The sequence below is a fragment of the Niallia sp. Kr1 genome (assembly GCF_050389805.1).
Lineage (GTDB): Bacteria > Bacillota > Bacilli > Bacillales > Cytobacillaceae > Bacillus_BD.
This window is the reverse complement of sequence record NZ_CP130945.1, coordinates 15,001-30,000: the sequence shown is the minus strand read 5'-3', so window position 1 is coordinate 30,000 and position 15,000 is coordinate 15,001. Positions and strand designations below refer to the sequence as shown.

Annotated in this window: 12 protein-coding genes, 1 tRNA gene, 2 rRNA genes, 1 other RNA gene and 1 other annotated feature (2 of these 17 cut by a window edge); of the genes, 2 read left to right on the top strand and 14 right to left on the bottom strand. The window is 39.0% G+C overall.

Annotated elements, in window-relative coordinates:
* From ltrA to tadA, 8 genes are all read right to left on the bottom strand, one after another.
* Positions 1-620: the beginning of a group II intron reverse transcriptase/maturase gene (gene ltrA, locus Q5760_RS00135; protein ID WP_428910304.1), read on the bottom strand. 682 nt of this gene lie to the left of the window's left edge; the window shows 620 of its 1,302 coding nt (coding positions 1-620); it begins with the start codon at positions 618-620; the stop codon falls past the left edge of the window.
* A 579-nt stretch (positions 621-1,199) separates the two neighbouring features.
* Positions 1,200-1,463: a pro-sigmaK processing inhibitor BofA family protein gene (locus tag Q5760_RS00130; RefSeq protein WP_428910303.1), complete on the bottom strand. Its 264-nt coding sequence runs from the start codon at positions 1,461-1,463 to the stop codon at positions 1,200-1,202.
* An 83-nt stretch (positions 1,464-1,546) separates the two neighbouring features.
* Positions 1,547-1,777: a YaaL family protein gene (locus Q5760_RS00125; RefSeq protein ID WP_428910302.1), complete on the bottom strand. Its 231-nt coding sequence runs from the start codon at positions 1,775-1,777 to the stop codon at positions 1,547-1,549.
* Between the two features lie 18 nt (positions 1,778-1,795).
* Positions 1,796-2,392: a recombination mediator RecR gene (gene recR / locus Q5760_RS00120; protein ID WP_428910301.1), complete on the bottom strand. Its 597-nt coding sequence runs from the start codon at positions 2,390-2,392 to the stop codon at positions 1,796-1,798.
* Between the two features lie 17 nt (positions 2,393-2,409).
* Entirely contained in the window at positions 2,410-2,730 is a 321-nt protein-coding gene (locus Q5760_RS00115; protein WP_428912463.1) for a YbaB/EbfC family nucleoid-associated protein, read from the bottom strand.
* A gap of 192 nt (positions 2,731-2,922) precedes the next feature.
* Positions 2,923-4,623, bottom strand: coding sequence for a DNA polymerase III subunit gamma/tau (dnaX, locus tag Q5760_RS00110; RefSeq protein ID WP_428910300.1), 1,701 nt, complete (start codon positions 4,621-4,623; stop codon positions 2,923-2,925).
* Positions 4,624-4,806: 183 nt separating this feature from the next.
* An RNA gene (gene ffs, locus Q5760_RS00105) (signal recognition particle sRNA large type) lies at positions 4,807-5,071 on the bottom strand.
* Positions 5,072-5,148: 77 nt separating this feature from the next.
* Positions 5,149-5,676, bottom strand: a complete 528-nt coding sequence (tadA, locus tag Q5760_RS00100) for a tRNA adenosine(34) deaminase TadA (RefSeq protein WP_428910299.1) — start codon at positions 5,674-5,676, stop codon at positions 5,149-5,151.
* Positions 5,677-5,984: 308 nt separating this feature from the next.
* On the opposite strand from tadA, the gene Q5760_RS00095 reads away from it, so the two are divergent.
* Positions 5,985-7,268 carry a LysM peptidoglycan-binding domain-containing protein gene (locus Q5760_RS00095; RefSeq protein ID WP_428910298.1) on the top strand — a complete coding sequence of 428 codons (1,284 nt, stop codon included), beginning with the start codon at positions 5,985-5,987 and terminating at the stop codon, positions 7,266-7,268.
* 250 nt (positions 7,269-7,518) lie between these two features.
* Here Q5760_RS00095 and Q5760_RS00090 read toward each other — a convergent pair.
* The 4 genes from Q5760_RS00090 to guaB form a co-directional block, all read right to left on the bottom strand.
* A tRNA-Ser gene (locus Q5760_RS00090) sits at positions 7,519-7,611 on the bottom strand.
* A gap of 115 nt (positions 7,612-7,726) precedes the next feature.
* Positions 7,727-9,001, bottom strand: a complete 1,275-nt coding sequence (gene serS, locus Q5760_RS00085) for a serine--tRNA ligase (RefSeq protein WP_428910297.1) — start codon at positions 8,999-9,001, stop codon at positions 7,727-7,729.
* A gap of 382 nt (positions 9,002-9,383) precedes the next feature.
* Positions 9,384-9,600 (bottom strand) — a binding site (T-box leader).
* 132 nt (positions 9,601-9,732) lie between these two features.
* Positions 9,733-11,067: a D-alanyl-D-alanine carboxypeptidase family protein gene (locus tag Q5760_RS00080; protein ID WP_428910296.1), complete on the bottom strand. Its 1,335-nt coding sequence runs from the start codon at positions 11,065-11,067 to the stop codon at positions 9,733-9,735.
* A 178-nt stretch (positions 11,068-11,245) separates the two neighbouring features.
* Positions 11,246-12,712, bottom strand: a complete 1,467-nt coding sequence (guaB, locus tag Q5760_RS00075; protein WP_428910295.1) for an IMP dehydrogenase — start codon at positions 12,710-12,712, stop codon at positions 11,246-11,248.
* A gap of 112 nt (positions 12,713-12,824) precedes the next feature.
* On the opposite strand from guaB, the gene Q5760_RS00070 reads away from it, so the two are divergent.
* Complete coding sequence (locus Q5760_RS00070) at positions 12,825-13,790, top strand: YaaC family protein (protein WP_428910294.1); 966 nt, start codon at positions 12,825-12,827, stop codon at positions 13,788-13,790.
* Positions 13,791-13,964: 174 nt separating this feature from the next.
* Here the strand turns inward: Q5760_RS00070 and rrf are convergent.
* Positions 13,965-14,080 (bottom strand): 5S ribosomal RNA (rrf, locus tag Q5760_RS00065).
* 59 nt (positions 14,081-14,139) lie between these two features.
* Positions 14,140-15,000: ribosomal RNA gene (locus Q5760_RS00060) — 23S ribosomal RNA — on the bottom strand (it continues 2,075 nt past the right edge of the window).

The window sequence follows — 15,000 nt, the reverse complement described above, 5'->3', positions numbered from 1 at the left end:
AGCCATTTTCGAACAAGCTTTAAAACCCGTCGATCACTAATCCTTTGTTCTAATATTTTCATCAACTTGTATTGATTAATATTATCGAAATATCCTTGGATATCGACGTCTACTACCCAAAAACATTTCTTACTGGCTTTTCTTATCTTTGCCATCGCTTGATGGGCATTTCGCTTTGGACGAAAACCAAACGAACAGTCATGAAAGTCAGCCTCGAATATTGGTTCAATAACCATTTTCGTTGCCATCTGTACGACCCGATCTTTAATAGTTGGAATTCCTAATGGACGTTTCTTTCCATCATCCTTTGGAATATAGGTTCTTAGGACTGGACTAGGGTGATAACGCTTCTCCTTTAGTTCCAAATAGAGCTCGTTCATAAATTTCTTTTCCCCGTACTCCAAGACGATTTGTTCAATCGTCTGTCCATCGACACCTCCACTTCCTTTCTTTCGCTTCACACGTTGCCATGCCTCCCATAGAATATCAGGACGATAGATTTTGTCATATAAAGCGTGAAATCTTCGAGTTGGACATTCCTTGGCACAAAGATATAACGTCTTCCAGAGTTCTTGAGCTTTTACTTTATTGGTGTAGTTAGTCATTTTCCTGACATTCACTGACTCTTACCTCCTTCTGACATATGAACGAAGTAGGGTAATGGCTTGCGCCGTCCTTCCCTAGACAATGTTGTGTTGTCATTGTCATTAATGGTACTATGACCCCCTCCGACTCCCTCTCATCCATCCACCACTTCGTTTGCACTTATAGGTTTCTGCTTTACTTTCGTTAGAAAGTGACAAGGAGGGTATCCCCAGTTCCGCTAACTACTTTACTAACATGTCGCTCCCCATACCCCGAGAGATTCATCGGTGCTGCTATTCCAAGATCTTCACACCTTCCATGGTCTTCGCCCATTATCCCAAGGCTCGACTTCTCTTTGGCTACCGTAGGTAGGTTCTTTTGACGAGACGGCAGGATTCACTTTATGTTACAACCTGTTAGTTTGCTCGCACTCCGCTAGGGAGTTACTTTGTCACAGGGCTTCAACCTTAGAATTTCTTCACCAGTTGCCTGTCAGCTACTGAGCGTCTTGGTACTTACTCAGGTTGGACTTTCACCAACTAGCAATTAACGGCTTGCTGGGCACGCGAATAAAAAAAGAAACCAGTTTCTAAATATAGAACTGGTTCAAGTTTTTATATAATCCACATGTCAATTGCTACAAGCGCAAACACACCAGGAATCCCCAATATCCCGGAAACAGCAGAAGTAATTAAGTTAATAGGAACATGTATTCCAAATTGGTTTCCAACGATATTTAGGAAGAAAAGAAACAATGCCCCGATGACTAATTTAACAACTCCTTGGCTTATAAGCCTAATTGGTTTTAATGGGCTTCCCATAAAAAGTAGCATTAAAATAATAAATCCTAGAATAGCAACAACGACAATTGGTTCCAATTCCAATCTCCCTTCTAGTCATTTGTACTATTTTTATGTAGAGCCTGTACAAAAAAGACCAGAAAAGTTTTTGTTTAGTAGTCTTAATCATAAAATGACTTTAAAAGGGTAATATGCCGTTTCTTTGCTTCACGTAATAAAAAAAAGTATTTTGCCTTTGCTATTTCTGATTGGATTTCCATTTCCCCGAAAGGATCAATGCTTTTTTCAAACAGGTCTTTTTGGCGATCCCAATTTTTTTTAGTTTCGCTCAATTGTTCTACAAGTCGTTCATTAAACTCTGCTCGCAACCTGCCTTTTCGTCGAAAAAACATGTGTCAATCCCCCATCATTTATACTTCTCTTCTACCTTCGAGCGCTTTTGATAGCGTCACTTCATCAGCATATTCCAAATCTCCACCTACAGGTAACCCATGGGCGATTCTTGTTGTTTTAATCCCAGATGGTTTGATTAATCGAGAAATATACATAGCAGTTGCCTCCCCTTCTATATTAGGGTTCGTAGCTAGTATAACCTCTTTTACCGTTTCATCCTGTAGTCTTTTTAATAAAGATGGGATATTGATATCCTCAGGTCCTATTCCATCCATAGGCGAAATAGCACCATTTAAGACATGATACAGTCCTTGGAACTCCTTCATCTTTTCCATTGCGATCACATCTTTTGGATCCTGAACAATACAGATGACACTGCGGTCCCTTCTTTGATCCTCACAAATATAACATGGATCCTGATCTGTAATATGACCACAAATTGAACAATAAGTTAAATTTCTCTTTGCATTTACTAGTGCTTTTGCAAAATCTAAAACGGTTTCTTCTTTCATATTTAAGACAAAAAAAGCCAGTCGTACGGCCGTTTTAGGACCGATTCCTGGCAATTTCATAAAACTGTCAATTAGTTTTGATATTGGTTCAGGATAATGCATGTTTTATTCCCTCTTCCCTAGAACATCCCTGGAAGATTCATTCCCTTTGTGAATTGCCCCATAGTTTGTTCTGTTAATTCATCTGCCTTTTTTAAAGCATCATTTGTTGCTGCTAATACTAGATCTTGAAGCATTTCTACGTCTTCAGGATCCACCACTTCTTCTTTAATGATAACATCTACTACTTGCTTGTGTCCTGTTACAACAACCGTTACCATGCCACCGCCAGCTGTACCTTCGATTTTCTGTTCACCTAATTCTTCTTGTGCTTTAGCCATATCTTTTTGCATTTTTTGCATTTGCTTCATCATCTTTTGCATGTTTCCCATGCCACCCATATTACCCATTCCACGTGCCATATTTTAAATACCTCCACCTTTTATTTATCATTGACTATGTTAACATCCAGTACACAACTCTAATTTTCAACACAGCCTAATAGTTTAATTTTACCTATATATTCTATTAAAAGGGTATTATTCCTTCCCTTTTAAAATTAACACATTGATCATCCTTTGCATATCGAACAGTTATTCGTTAATTTCAATTAAATCATCTCCGAATAACTTTCTTGCTTCAGATATAATCGGATCCTCTTCATGATCTTCCATAACGTCGCCGCTTATCTCATTATGTTTCCGCTGCCCTTTGACAAAACCTTCCCGAATCTGTAGCCATTGTTCTTCTGGTGCACCTACAATTGCAAGCGATTGTCCAACTAAACTTGAAAGTATTGAAGAAATGGTATCAATGAATCTTACATTATCCATTGCCATTTTGCAGTGAATTTCATACTTGAATTTTATAACCAAGGCTTGACTTGATGCAGCTACGGGTTCTGCTTCTTTTAATAAAGCTGCTTGTGATCTCATTTGTTTTTCATTTAATTGCTCAATCATTTCCGCCCAATGTCGTTTAATCGTTAGAAGATCTTGTTTTGTAGCTTGTTTTAAAATTTCGTTTATCTTCCCAGACGGAGCTTGAAATCCATTTTTAGATATTCGTTGAGTTCTTTTTTGAACCGGAGGAGCTTGTTCCTCTTCTCTGACCACACCATGTCGTTTTAATTCTAGTAGCTCCTGTTCCAATTGATTTATTTTCTGAATCAACTGGTCAACATCAGGATGTGAATGAGACTGTGCCGGAGAGTCTAGATGGCACAGTTTAACAATAGCTACTTCTAATAAGACTCTTGGGTGGTTGGTCCATCTCATTTCCTGCTGTGTCTTATTTAGTTCTGAAATTAATTGATAGATTTCCTCTTTATTAACTTCTGCTGCAAGGGACTTGAAATCGTCGTTTAGCAATGCACGCTCTAAAGATTCTTCTAAGTTAGGCGCCGATTTATATAATAACATGTCCCGATAGAATAAAATAAAGTCCTCGATAAACCTTAATGGATCCTTCCCTTGAAAAAGAAGTTCCTCTAAGGAGTCAAGTCCACTTACGACATCTTGGGTTTTTATCGCGTTAGCGAGGTTCAGTAAGAACCTCTGTGATACAGCACCTGTTACTGTTAATGCATCGTCTATCGTTACCTTATCATTACCAAATGATATAGCTTGATCAAGTAAACTTAATGCATCACGCATTCCACCGTCAGCCGCTCTGGCAATAACCGCTAATGCATTTTCTTCGTAATCGACCCCAGTTTCTTTAACAATAAGCTCCATTCTTTTGACGATCGCTTGTGCAGTAATTCGTTTAAAATCAAAACGTTGACAGCGTGAAAGAATGGTTAGGGGAATTTTATGAGGTTCAGTAGTAGCTAATATGAAAATAACATGTCTAGGAGGTTCTTCCAATGTCTTTAATAAGGCATTAAACGCTCCAATGGACAACATATGTACTTCATCTATAATATAAACCTTGTATTTAACAGATGTAGGCGTGTATTTCACCTTGTCACGAATATCACGAATTTCTTCTACGCCATTATTGGAAGCTGCGTCAATTTCAATTACATCAGGAATCGTACCATCCGTAATACCACGGCATGCAGCACATTCATTACAAGGTTCCTCAGTTGGGGCTTTTTCACAGTTAACAGCCTTTGCTAAAATTTTGGCTGCACTTGTTTTCCCTGTACCACGAGGACCTGAAAAAAGATAAGCGTGTGATATTTTGTCATGAAGTAAGGCGTTTTGCAATGTTTGGGTTACGTGCTCCTGTCCTACGACATCAATAAAGTTTTGTGGACGCCATACACGATATAATGCTTGATAACTCAATTAAACGCCCCCTCCTGCTTGATCTCTTTTACTATTATAACCGCCTATTTTCTATTTTTCAAAATGTAGTTGAAATACAAAAATATATTTATAAGTATACTATGAATACACCTTATTGAAAGGTTTTTGGTAAAATAAAAAACCCATCAATAATGATGAGTTTTGTTATTATAAATTTAACTGCCGCGCACCTTCCGTCGACTGGCTCCCATAAGCGTTACTTAAGCAGTTAGCTCGGCCCAGGCTGCCCTACGGCACATGAGAGACACCACTTAATGCTGCTTCCTTCCGGACCTGACACGGTTCATGGGTTCTCATTGCGTAGGACCCAGGCGTCAACACCACTTACTTAAGGCAGACCCTACAGGATACCAGCCTCGGGAAGGGATTCAGTCTCGCTAGAGCGGATTGCGAGTACAGGGCACCGCTACCTCCCCACCTAGCACGGCAAAATTGATACCAATATTTAAGCGTCTTATCCGACGCAAGATTTAGTATACTAATTTTCATTTAAAAAAGCAATGGCTATCCATTGTTAATTTCTGTATCACCTAGAAGCGATTGACTTCTCGATCTTTTTTCTGCCTTTTTCCGCTCTCGAATGGCTTGAAAGAATCTAGTTAATAATCCTCCACATTCTTCTTCTAATACTCCAGAAGCCACTTCACTCTGGTGATTGAACCGTTCATCTTGGAGTAAATTCATAAAAGTTCCCACGCAGCCACCCTTTGGATCATGTGCACCAAATACAACTCGTTTAATGCGGGATAATAGGATAGCCCCTGAACACATCGCACACGGTTCCAATGTGACATAAAGGGTGGCATTCTCCAATCGCCAAGATCCTAGCCTTTCACAGGCCTGTCCAATAGCCAATAATTCAGCATGTGAAACAGCATTTTGTGTGGTTTCTCGTAAATTATGAGCTCTGGCGATGATCTCTCCATTTAACACAATAACAGCCCCAATTGGCACTTCTAATTGTTCTTCTGCCTTTTTAGCTTCTTTAATCGCTTCTAACATATAGAACTCATCTAGATTTTTTTCAATCATTAAAATTGGAATCCTTTCTTTTTATACAAGTTAGCTTTATTAAACTTGATTGTTTATTTAGGCACGTCTCTCCCCAGGCGGCAACCGTACGCACGAGTCTTCGTGACACTACAATCAACATGATTTTTTAACACATCTACAAATTAACAAATTATAAGTTTTTAATAGATGCGTGTTCAGTTCCAACGCTTTTCTTAGTTATTGGAAAATTATATCATGATTTCTCATTTAAATCATAAGTTGATAATGGCGTATGTATGAAGATGACATTCATTTATAAACCAGTCCAAATTATTGGAGGGAACGATATGCAAATTCATGTTGTTAGACAGAATCAAACCTTGTCTTCCATTGCACAGGCTTATGGTACATCTACTACAGATTTAATCGAAGCGAATGAAATACCGAATCCTAATCAACTTGTGATTGGGCAAACATTAGTCATTCCAATCGTTGGAAGTTTTTACTGGGTTCAACCTGGCGATAGTCTTTGGTCTATCGCGAATCGATTTCAAACTACCTATCAAGAATTAGCAGCTATCAATCAAATTCCTGTTACTCAACCACTTACGATTGGGACTCGATTATATATACCACCTCGCCCTAAAACCAACCGTGAATTTAATGCCTACGTAGAACCCCGCGGTACTACAGTGGCACCAGTACTAGAAGAAAGTGCACGAGATGCTGCTCCTTACTTAACGTATCTAGCCCCTTTTAGTTTCCAAGCACTTAGAGATGGTTCCTTGAAAGAACCACTGTTAAATAATTTCCCTGCTATTGCTCAGGCTAATAATAATGTATTAATGATGGTCATTAACAATCAAGAAAATGATCAATTTAGCGACGAACTTGGAAGAATTTTGTTAAACGATGTAGCCGTTCAAGATCGCTTCTTAGATAACATTGTTACCACTGCCCAGAAGTACGGGTTCCGTGATATTCATTTTGATTTTGAATTTCTTCGACCTGAGGACCGAGAAGCGTATAATCAATTTTTACGAAAGGCAAAGGCACGATTTAAACAATATGGTTGGTTCCTATCGACTGCGTTAGCGCCGAAGACTAGAGCAGACCAACCTGGTCTTTGGTATGAGGCACATGATTATAGGGCGCATGGAGAAATTGTCGACTTTGTAGTCATTATGACGTATGAGTGGGGATATAGTGGTGGTCCTGCAATGGCCGTATCGCCAATTGGTCCTGTACGAGATGTACTAGAATATGCGATTACGGAAATGCCTGCTTCCAAAATCCTAATGGGTCAAAATTTATATGGGTATGATTGGACATTACCATTTGTTCAAGGAACCATTGCTAAAGCACTTAGCCCACAACAGGCCATAACTCGTGCTGCCGAAAATAATGTATCCATTCAATATGATGAGAAGGCACAAGCACCCTTTTATCGTTATACGGATAACGAAGGAAAACAGCACGAAGTATGGTTTGAAGATGCCCGATCCATTCAAGCAAAATTTGATTTAATGAAGGAGCTTGGCATTCGTGGAATGAGTTATTGGAAATTAGGTCTTTCCTTCCCACAAAACTGGTTACTTATTACAGAAAACTTTAACGTTGTCAAAAAATAAAAGCAGAAGTGCCATGTTTACGCCTACAAGCACGAGACGATCCAGCAAGAAGATTGCTCTTTAATCGTCTTGCCGGTCTAAAAGAAATGATAAGCGACTGCGCAGTGACTCAAGTCTAAACAAGATGTCACGCAGAGCCTAATCGAACAATTCCTTTTGGGGAAGGCACTGTGGTTAGACAATAAAAAAAGAAAACCGCTGTCACAGACAACGATTTTCTCCAATTTATGCGCGTTGATTTTTAATATTATGGCGGAGGAAGAGGGATTCGAACCCCCGCGCGGTTTAACCCGCCTGTCGGTTTTCAAGACCGATCCCTTCAGCCAGACTTGGGTATTCCTCCATATCAGACAAAAATTAATATAACATTTACAATTTAACATGTCAAACATAATTCTGGACGAAAATGTGGTTCGTCCAGAATTTTTTTTGATACCCTTTAAACGTTCTTAAAACCCTTATTTAATTACTTCACGATTTCTCATATATGGACGTAATACTTCTGGTATGACGACTGTTCCATCTTCTTGCTGGTAATTTTCTAATATGGCTGCTACCGTCCTTCCAATTGCTAATCCAGATCCATTTAATGTATGAACATGTTCTGGCTTAGCCTTTGCTTCACGGCGGAAACGGATATTGGCGCGACGTGCTTGGAATGCTTCAAAATTACTACAAGAAGAAATTTCACGGTACGTATCATAACTCGGCATCCACACCTCAATATCGTATTTTTTCGCAGCCGTAAATCCTAGATCTCCTGTACACATGCTCATCACACGATAAGGAAGTTTTAACAATTGAAGAACCTTTTCAGCATGTCCTGTTAAAATTTCTAATTGCTCATAAGACTCTTCTGGTTTAACAAACTTCACCAGCTCCACCTTATTGAATTGATGCTGACGGATTAATCCTCTTGTATCTCTACCTGCTGAACCTGCTTCTGAGCGGAAACAAGCACTAAATGCTGCAAAGCTGATTGGGAGCTCCTCGCCATTTAATATTTCATCACGGTAGTAGTTTGTAACAGGTACCTCTGCTGTTGGAATTAAAAAGTAATCCTCTTCTTCAATTAAAAAGGCATCCTCTTCAAACTTTGGCAGTTGTCCAGTCCCTGTTAAGCTGGCACGATTAACCATATAAGGCGGTAATATTTCTTCATAACCATGATCTTCCGTATGGAGATCAAGCATGAAGTTATACAATGCTCTTTCTAGCTTTGCCCCAAGTCCTTTATAGAAAACAAAGCGACTACCCGTTACTTTACCAGCACGTTCAAAGTCTAAAATATCCAATTCATCTGCAATGTCCCAATGCGGTTTTGCTTCAAATCCAAACTCAGGTTTATCTCCCCAGTGACGAACTGGAATATTATCATCTTCAGTTTCCCCAATTGGTGTACTTTCATGTGGAATATTTGGAATTCCTAATAAAATTTGCTCTAACTTTTCTTCTACTACCTTTAATTTATCGTCAAGTACTTTAATATCATCCCCAACTTGACGCATTTCCTTTATCAGGTGATCCGCATCTTTTTTCTCACGCTTAAGTTGTGAAACTTGTTGGGATACTTCATTTCTTCTGCTTTTTAGCTTTTCGGATTCAACAATTAATTCTCTTCTAGTTACATCCAATTCTTCAAAATGATTTAGCTCGGATAAATCCTCACCTCTGTGTTGCAATTTAGCTTTCACTTCTTCTAAATTGTTACGCAACAGTTTAATATCAAGCATGGTGATGCCTCCTTGTATTTTAGTAAAAAAGCTAGACAATAAGAAAAGCGCAAGCGCCTTGCTCACCCCCGATAAAGAAAACTCTCCGACTGGCAAGCCTTTAGGCTAAGCCAGAGGAGTAGTTGCACTTATGCCGGTACGGCCAAGCACAAGACGAGCCGGCATGAAGATTGTTCTTTAATTCTTCTTGACGGGTTGAAAGATATGTATAGGCGACTGCCCAGGGACGAAGGGCGTAAGACGAGTACTTCTTAAGGCGTTTTTTGCCTTCAGAAGTACTTGGCTTATGACCCTAGTCCCTAGGAGCCGACACTAGACACGCTTGTGACCTCGAGGGGGTAGGCAGCTTGCGCTAGACAAAATAAAAAACTCCCATCCCTAAAAAAGGGACGAGAGTTACCCGCGTTGCCACCCTAGTTGAAGACAAATTTGTCTTCCAGCTTAAATTGTTAACGGTTTTAGCCGAAAGTATTTACTCACCAAAGGTTTTCGATACCTTGCTCAAGGATGGATTCACAAATGTTATTCACCAGTTCTCACCAACCACTGGCTCTCTATTGAATAAGGGATTTGCTACTATTTCCTCTCATTGCTTTTTTACTATTAAATTTTGATATGATTATTTATTTCCATTTTACAACAGAATTATCCCAAAATCTATATAAAAGATAGAGGCATATATGTATATAAAAAAAGGATCCCTATTAAGGGACCTCTTTTAGTCAATACTATTAAAACCAACCTTTTACAGTAGAGGATACACTACCCCAGATATCACCGAAAAAGCCACCTATAGCACGCATACTTAGAACAAACCAATTTGCCTTTTCTACATCCTCGGAAGCAACCACATCTACAGTTACCGATTTAGTTCCATTTTCAGTAAGGAATTCAATAGAATCTCCTTCTTTAGGTTTTACGGTTAATGATCCTATCTTATCACCCTTTTTAATAGGTGCGGTTAATTCTCCATCTTCATTTAACTTCTTTTTATCAAGAGTTAGAACCGTTTCATATTTTTCTTGCTCTCCATTTTTTACAACCATTTCAATTGCATCTGCTGTTTCGATTTTAACACTGTCTTCCTTACCTTTTGTTACAGGTAGGGATTTATGTCCTTCTACTTCAGCGCCTTTAGCAACTATTTCCACCTTTGAATGATTATTGAAAGCATACTCTAATAGTTTTCGTGTTTCTGTAAAACGCTCTTCCCTCGTACTTGATTTCATAACGACGGAAATAAATCGATTATCACCTTTTTTAGCAGTAGCAGTAAATCCATATCCTGCAAAATCAGTTGATCCAGTTTTTAATCCGTCTACTCCTGGATATTCGTAAGAAAGACCTGGTAACATCCAGTTAAAGTTAGGATATTCTCTGCCATCTTTAAACTTTAATTTTGGAATCTTAGCTGTTTCCAACACTTCCGGGAAATCCTTTAACAGGTGAAAAGCTAGGCGAGCAGTAGCTTTTGCAGACATTACATTTTCTTCATTAGGTTCTCCTGTTGGATGGTTGCCTAATAAGTCTTTATTATTTAGGCCTGATGCATTTACAAATTTAAATTCACCTAAATTTAATTCTTCTGCCTTTTTATTCATTAATTTAACAAAGTTTTTCTCCGTTCCACCTACAACTTCAGCTAGCGCAGATGTTGCAGCATTGGCTGAATAAACGGCCATCGCTTGATACAACTCTTCAATCGTATATTTTTCACCTTGAGTTAAACCAATGTTAGATAAACCCATATTAGGACTTGATAGTTTATGAATATATTCACTAATAGTCACTTCTTGATCCCATGAAATAGTACCCTCTTTAATGGCCTCTAGCACTAGGTATTCAGTCATCATTTTCGACATCGAAGCAACACCAAGAACAACATCAGCATTTTTCTCATATAAAATAGCACCAGTTTCCGCATCTATTAAAATAGCAGCTTCAGCTTTTAGTCCTAGTGGATCATTCTCTGCTGCATTTGCAGTGTTGGGTACAATAGAAAACGATGCAGATACAAATAAAAATAACACCGTAATCCATAATGAAACTTTCTTAAAGCAATTCAATGAGCCATACCTCCAACTATTAATCTATGTTTTTAATAATTATCTCTTTAATAACTTAGAAACCTGCTTACATACTTGTACAGTTTATCATAAATAATACGAAAAAAATAGACAGAGAATAGTCCCTCTGTCTATTGAAAATAAAGGAAACACCCAAATTTCTATTAGGTCCTTATTCTTATGATAGTGAGTAGTTCGGAGCCTCTTTTGTAATCTGTACATCATGTGGGTGGCTTTCTTTTAATCCTGCACCTGTCATTCGAATAAATTGAGTATTTTCTCGAAGAGCTTCTAAATTAGCAGCACCTACATAACCCATACCAGAACGAATTCCTCCAACCAATTGATAAATTGTATCTGCTAAAGGTCCTTTATATGGTAGACGCCCTTCAATTCCTTCAGGAACAAACTTTTTATTTTCCTCTTGGAAATAACGATCACTAGACCCCTTTTCCATAGCAGAAACAGAGCCCATACCACGATACACCTTAAATCGGCGACCTTGGAATATTTCTGTTTCTCCAGGACTTTCAGTTACACCAGCAAGAAGACTTCCTAGCATAACCGCATGTCCACCAGCAGCAAGTGCTTTGACGATATCTCCTGAATATTTGATACCACCATCTGCAATAATGGCTTTTCCTAATTTTCTTGCTTCACTTGCACAATCATATATCGCTGTAATTTGAGGAACACCAACGCCAGCAACAACCCTTGTTGTACAGATAGAGCCAGGTCCAATTCCTACCTTTACGACATCGGCTCCAGCTTCAAACAAAGCCTTTGTCGCTTCCCCTGTCGCAACGTTCCCTGCAACAATAGCAAGGTCTGGGTATTGTTTGCGGATTCGTGAAACAGTATCCATAACACCTTTTGAATGTCCGTGGGCTGTGTCAATAACAACTAGGTCAACACCTGCATTTACCAAGAGCTCAAGACGCATGTCAGTATCTTTTGATACACCAACTGCTGCTCCAACTAATAAGCGACCTTGTTCATCCTTTGCAGCGTTTGGAAATTCAATAACCTTTTCAATATCCTTAATTGTAATTAAGCCTTTTAAGACTCCATTAGAATCCACAAGTGGGAGCTTTTCAATTTTATACTGTTGGAGGATCTTTTCGGCTTCTGCTAAAGTAGTTCCAACAGAAGCTGTTACCAGTTTATCCTTCGTCATAACGTCTGAAATTTTAATGGAGTAATCTTGAATAAAACGTAAATCACGGTTTGTAATAATCCCAACAAGTTTACGTTCCTCTAAATTATTTACAATCGGTACACCTGAGATCCGATATTTACCCATTAAATGATCAGCTTCAAATATTTGTTTTTCCGGCGTTAGGAAAAATGGATTGGTGATTACACCACTTTCAGAACGTTTAACGCGATCAACTTGTTCAGCTTGCTTATCTGGTGTCATATTCTTATGAATAATTCCCATTCCGCCTTGTCTTGCCATAGCTATTGCCATCTCTGCTTCTGTAACTGTATCCATACCTGCGCTAAGAACTGGTATGTTTAATTTGATTTTATCCGTTAATTTCAAGGATAAATTGACATCACTTGGAAGAACCTCCGATTTTGCTGGAACTAATAAGACATCATCGAACGTTAAGCCTTCCTTTTTGAATTTACTCTCCCACATAAAATGAACCTCCTAGACTGAAAAATATTATTAGTAGGGTATCAATTGGACAAAATACTGTCAAGGATACAAAGCAATATTTAATGTTTCTGAAAATTTGGAGGTTTTAAAGTTGAATCACCCCTATAAAGATTTTCATTCATTTTCAACCTTTTTCTCGGCTGTAGATACACAGGAATATCTCAAAAATTGCTATAAACATTTTGATCAAGCTGATCAAAAAAGTTATGAGAACTGTTATCCCTTTATTTATTATCTAGAACATGCTCAAATTTATTACGACCAGGCAAAACAATCTCCACTTTTAATTCAGCCTATTTTACTTTTTTATGGCTTTGTTCATTTAATTAAAGCTTGTCTACTCACTCAGGACCCAAATTACCCTGAGAACACTTCTGTACTGGCGCACGGAGTAACAACTAGGAAAAGAAAAAAACAACAATATGAATTCCTAAAAGATGAAGTCAAGTTCCAAAGAAATGGTCTATTTTCTTGTATGCTTGAAAAAATGTTCAATATAAAAAATCTGGAAGGCGATAAAGCTACAATGAACTCTTTATTACAGCAAATACCTGAACTAAATCCCTTATTCAATCAATTAGAACAAAGAAATACTTTTATAGACATTAACTATCATCAACAAGTATTCACCTTTCCGAAAGAGATCCTTGATTATTTTCATATGACTGAGAATCGCTTTATAGACTATATTCAAGCAAATTCCTCAAACAATCTTCTTTATAGGAGTAGCACATCTAACTCTATATTGTTTGATGAGTCAGGGCAATCTCATGATTTCTCATTACTTAAATTTAATCTTCTAGAAGGGTCCTATTGCTTTCCTGTTTTAAAAGATAGCTTTTTTCCCTTTCCAGAAATGGTTTCACATTATCTAATCTTATTTAATTTAAGTATGATTGCCCGTTATGAAACGGAGTGGTGGAGTGAACTATTAAAAACCATGCCAAATAAAGACTACCCGTTTATTGTTCAGTTTTTGAGTATTACTTCACAAAAGGGACCCTTTCTTGCCTATCAATATTTAGTTGATAAACGTAGTTCAAATCCGTATCTATAGCGGCGGCTTGATAATGAAGTATTATATTTCTCCATTATAGCATATTGATGAGCACAGAATATAAATAAATATCAGTTTAAATTATTATGTAGTTTCTTTGATAAGAAAATAATTTTTATATGGATAAATGTTTTAGGATATACAAAAAGAGTATCCATAATGGATACTCTTTTTGCCTGGCAACGTCCTACTCTCACAGGGGTAAAACCCCAACTACCATCGGCGCTGAGAAGCTTAACTTCCGTGTTCGGGATGGGAACGGGTGTGACCTTCTCGCCATTGTTACCAGACTATTTTATTGAAGGTTTGTTCCTTCAAAACTAGATAATGCTGACATTCATCATGAATTGTGGTTAAGTCCTCGACCGATTAGTATTTGTCAGCTCCACATGTCACCATGCTTCCACCTCAAACCTATCAACCTGATCATCTTTCAGGGGTCTTACTAGTTTAACACTATGGGAAATCTCATCTTGAGGGGGGCTTCATGCTTAGATGCTTTCAGCACTTATCCCTTCCGCACATAGCTACCCAGCGATGCTCTTGGCAGAACAACTGGTACACCAGCGGTGCGTCCATCCCGGTCCTCTCGTACTAAGGACAGCTCCTCTCAAATTTCCTACGCCCACGACGGATAGGGACCGAACTGTCTCACGACGTTCTGAACCCAGCTCGCGTACCGCTTTAATGGGCGAACAGCCCAACCCTTGGGACCGACTACAGCCCCAGGATGCGATGAGCCGACATCGAGGTGCCAAACCTCCCCGTCGATGTGGACTCTTGGGGGAGATAAGCCTGTTATCCCCGGGGTAGCTTTTATCCGTTGAGCGATGGCCCTTCCATGCGGAACCACCGGATCACTAAGCCCGACTTTCGTCCCTGCTCGACTTGTAGGTCTCGCAGTCAAGCTCCCTTGTGCCTTTACACTCTACGAATGATTTCCAACCATTCTGAGGGAACCTTTGGGCGCCTCCGTTACTCTTTAGGAGGCGACCGCCCCAGTCAAACTGCCCACCTGACACTGTCTCCCAGCCCGATAAGGGCTGCGGGTTAGAATTTCAATACAGCCAGGGTAGTATCCCACCGATGCCTCCACCGAAGCTGGCGCTCCGGCTTCCAAGGCTCCTACCTATCCTGTACAAGCTGTACCAAAATTCAATATCAGGCTACAGTAAAGCTCCACGGGGTCTTTCCGTCCTGTCGCGGGTAA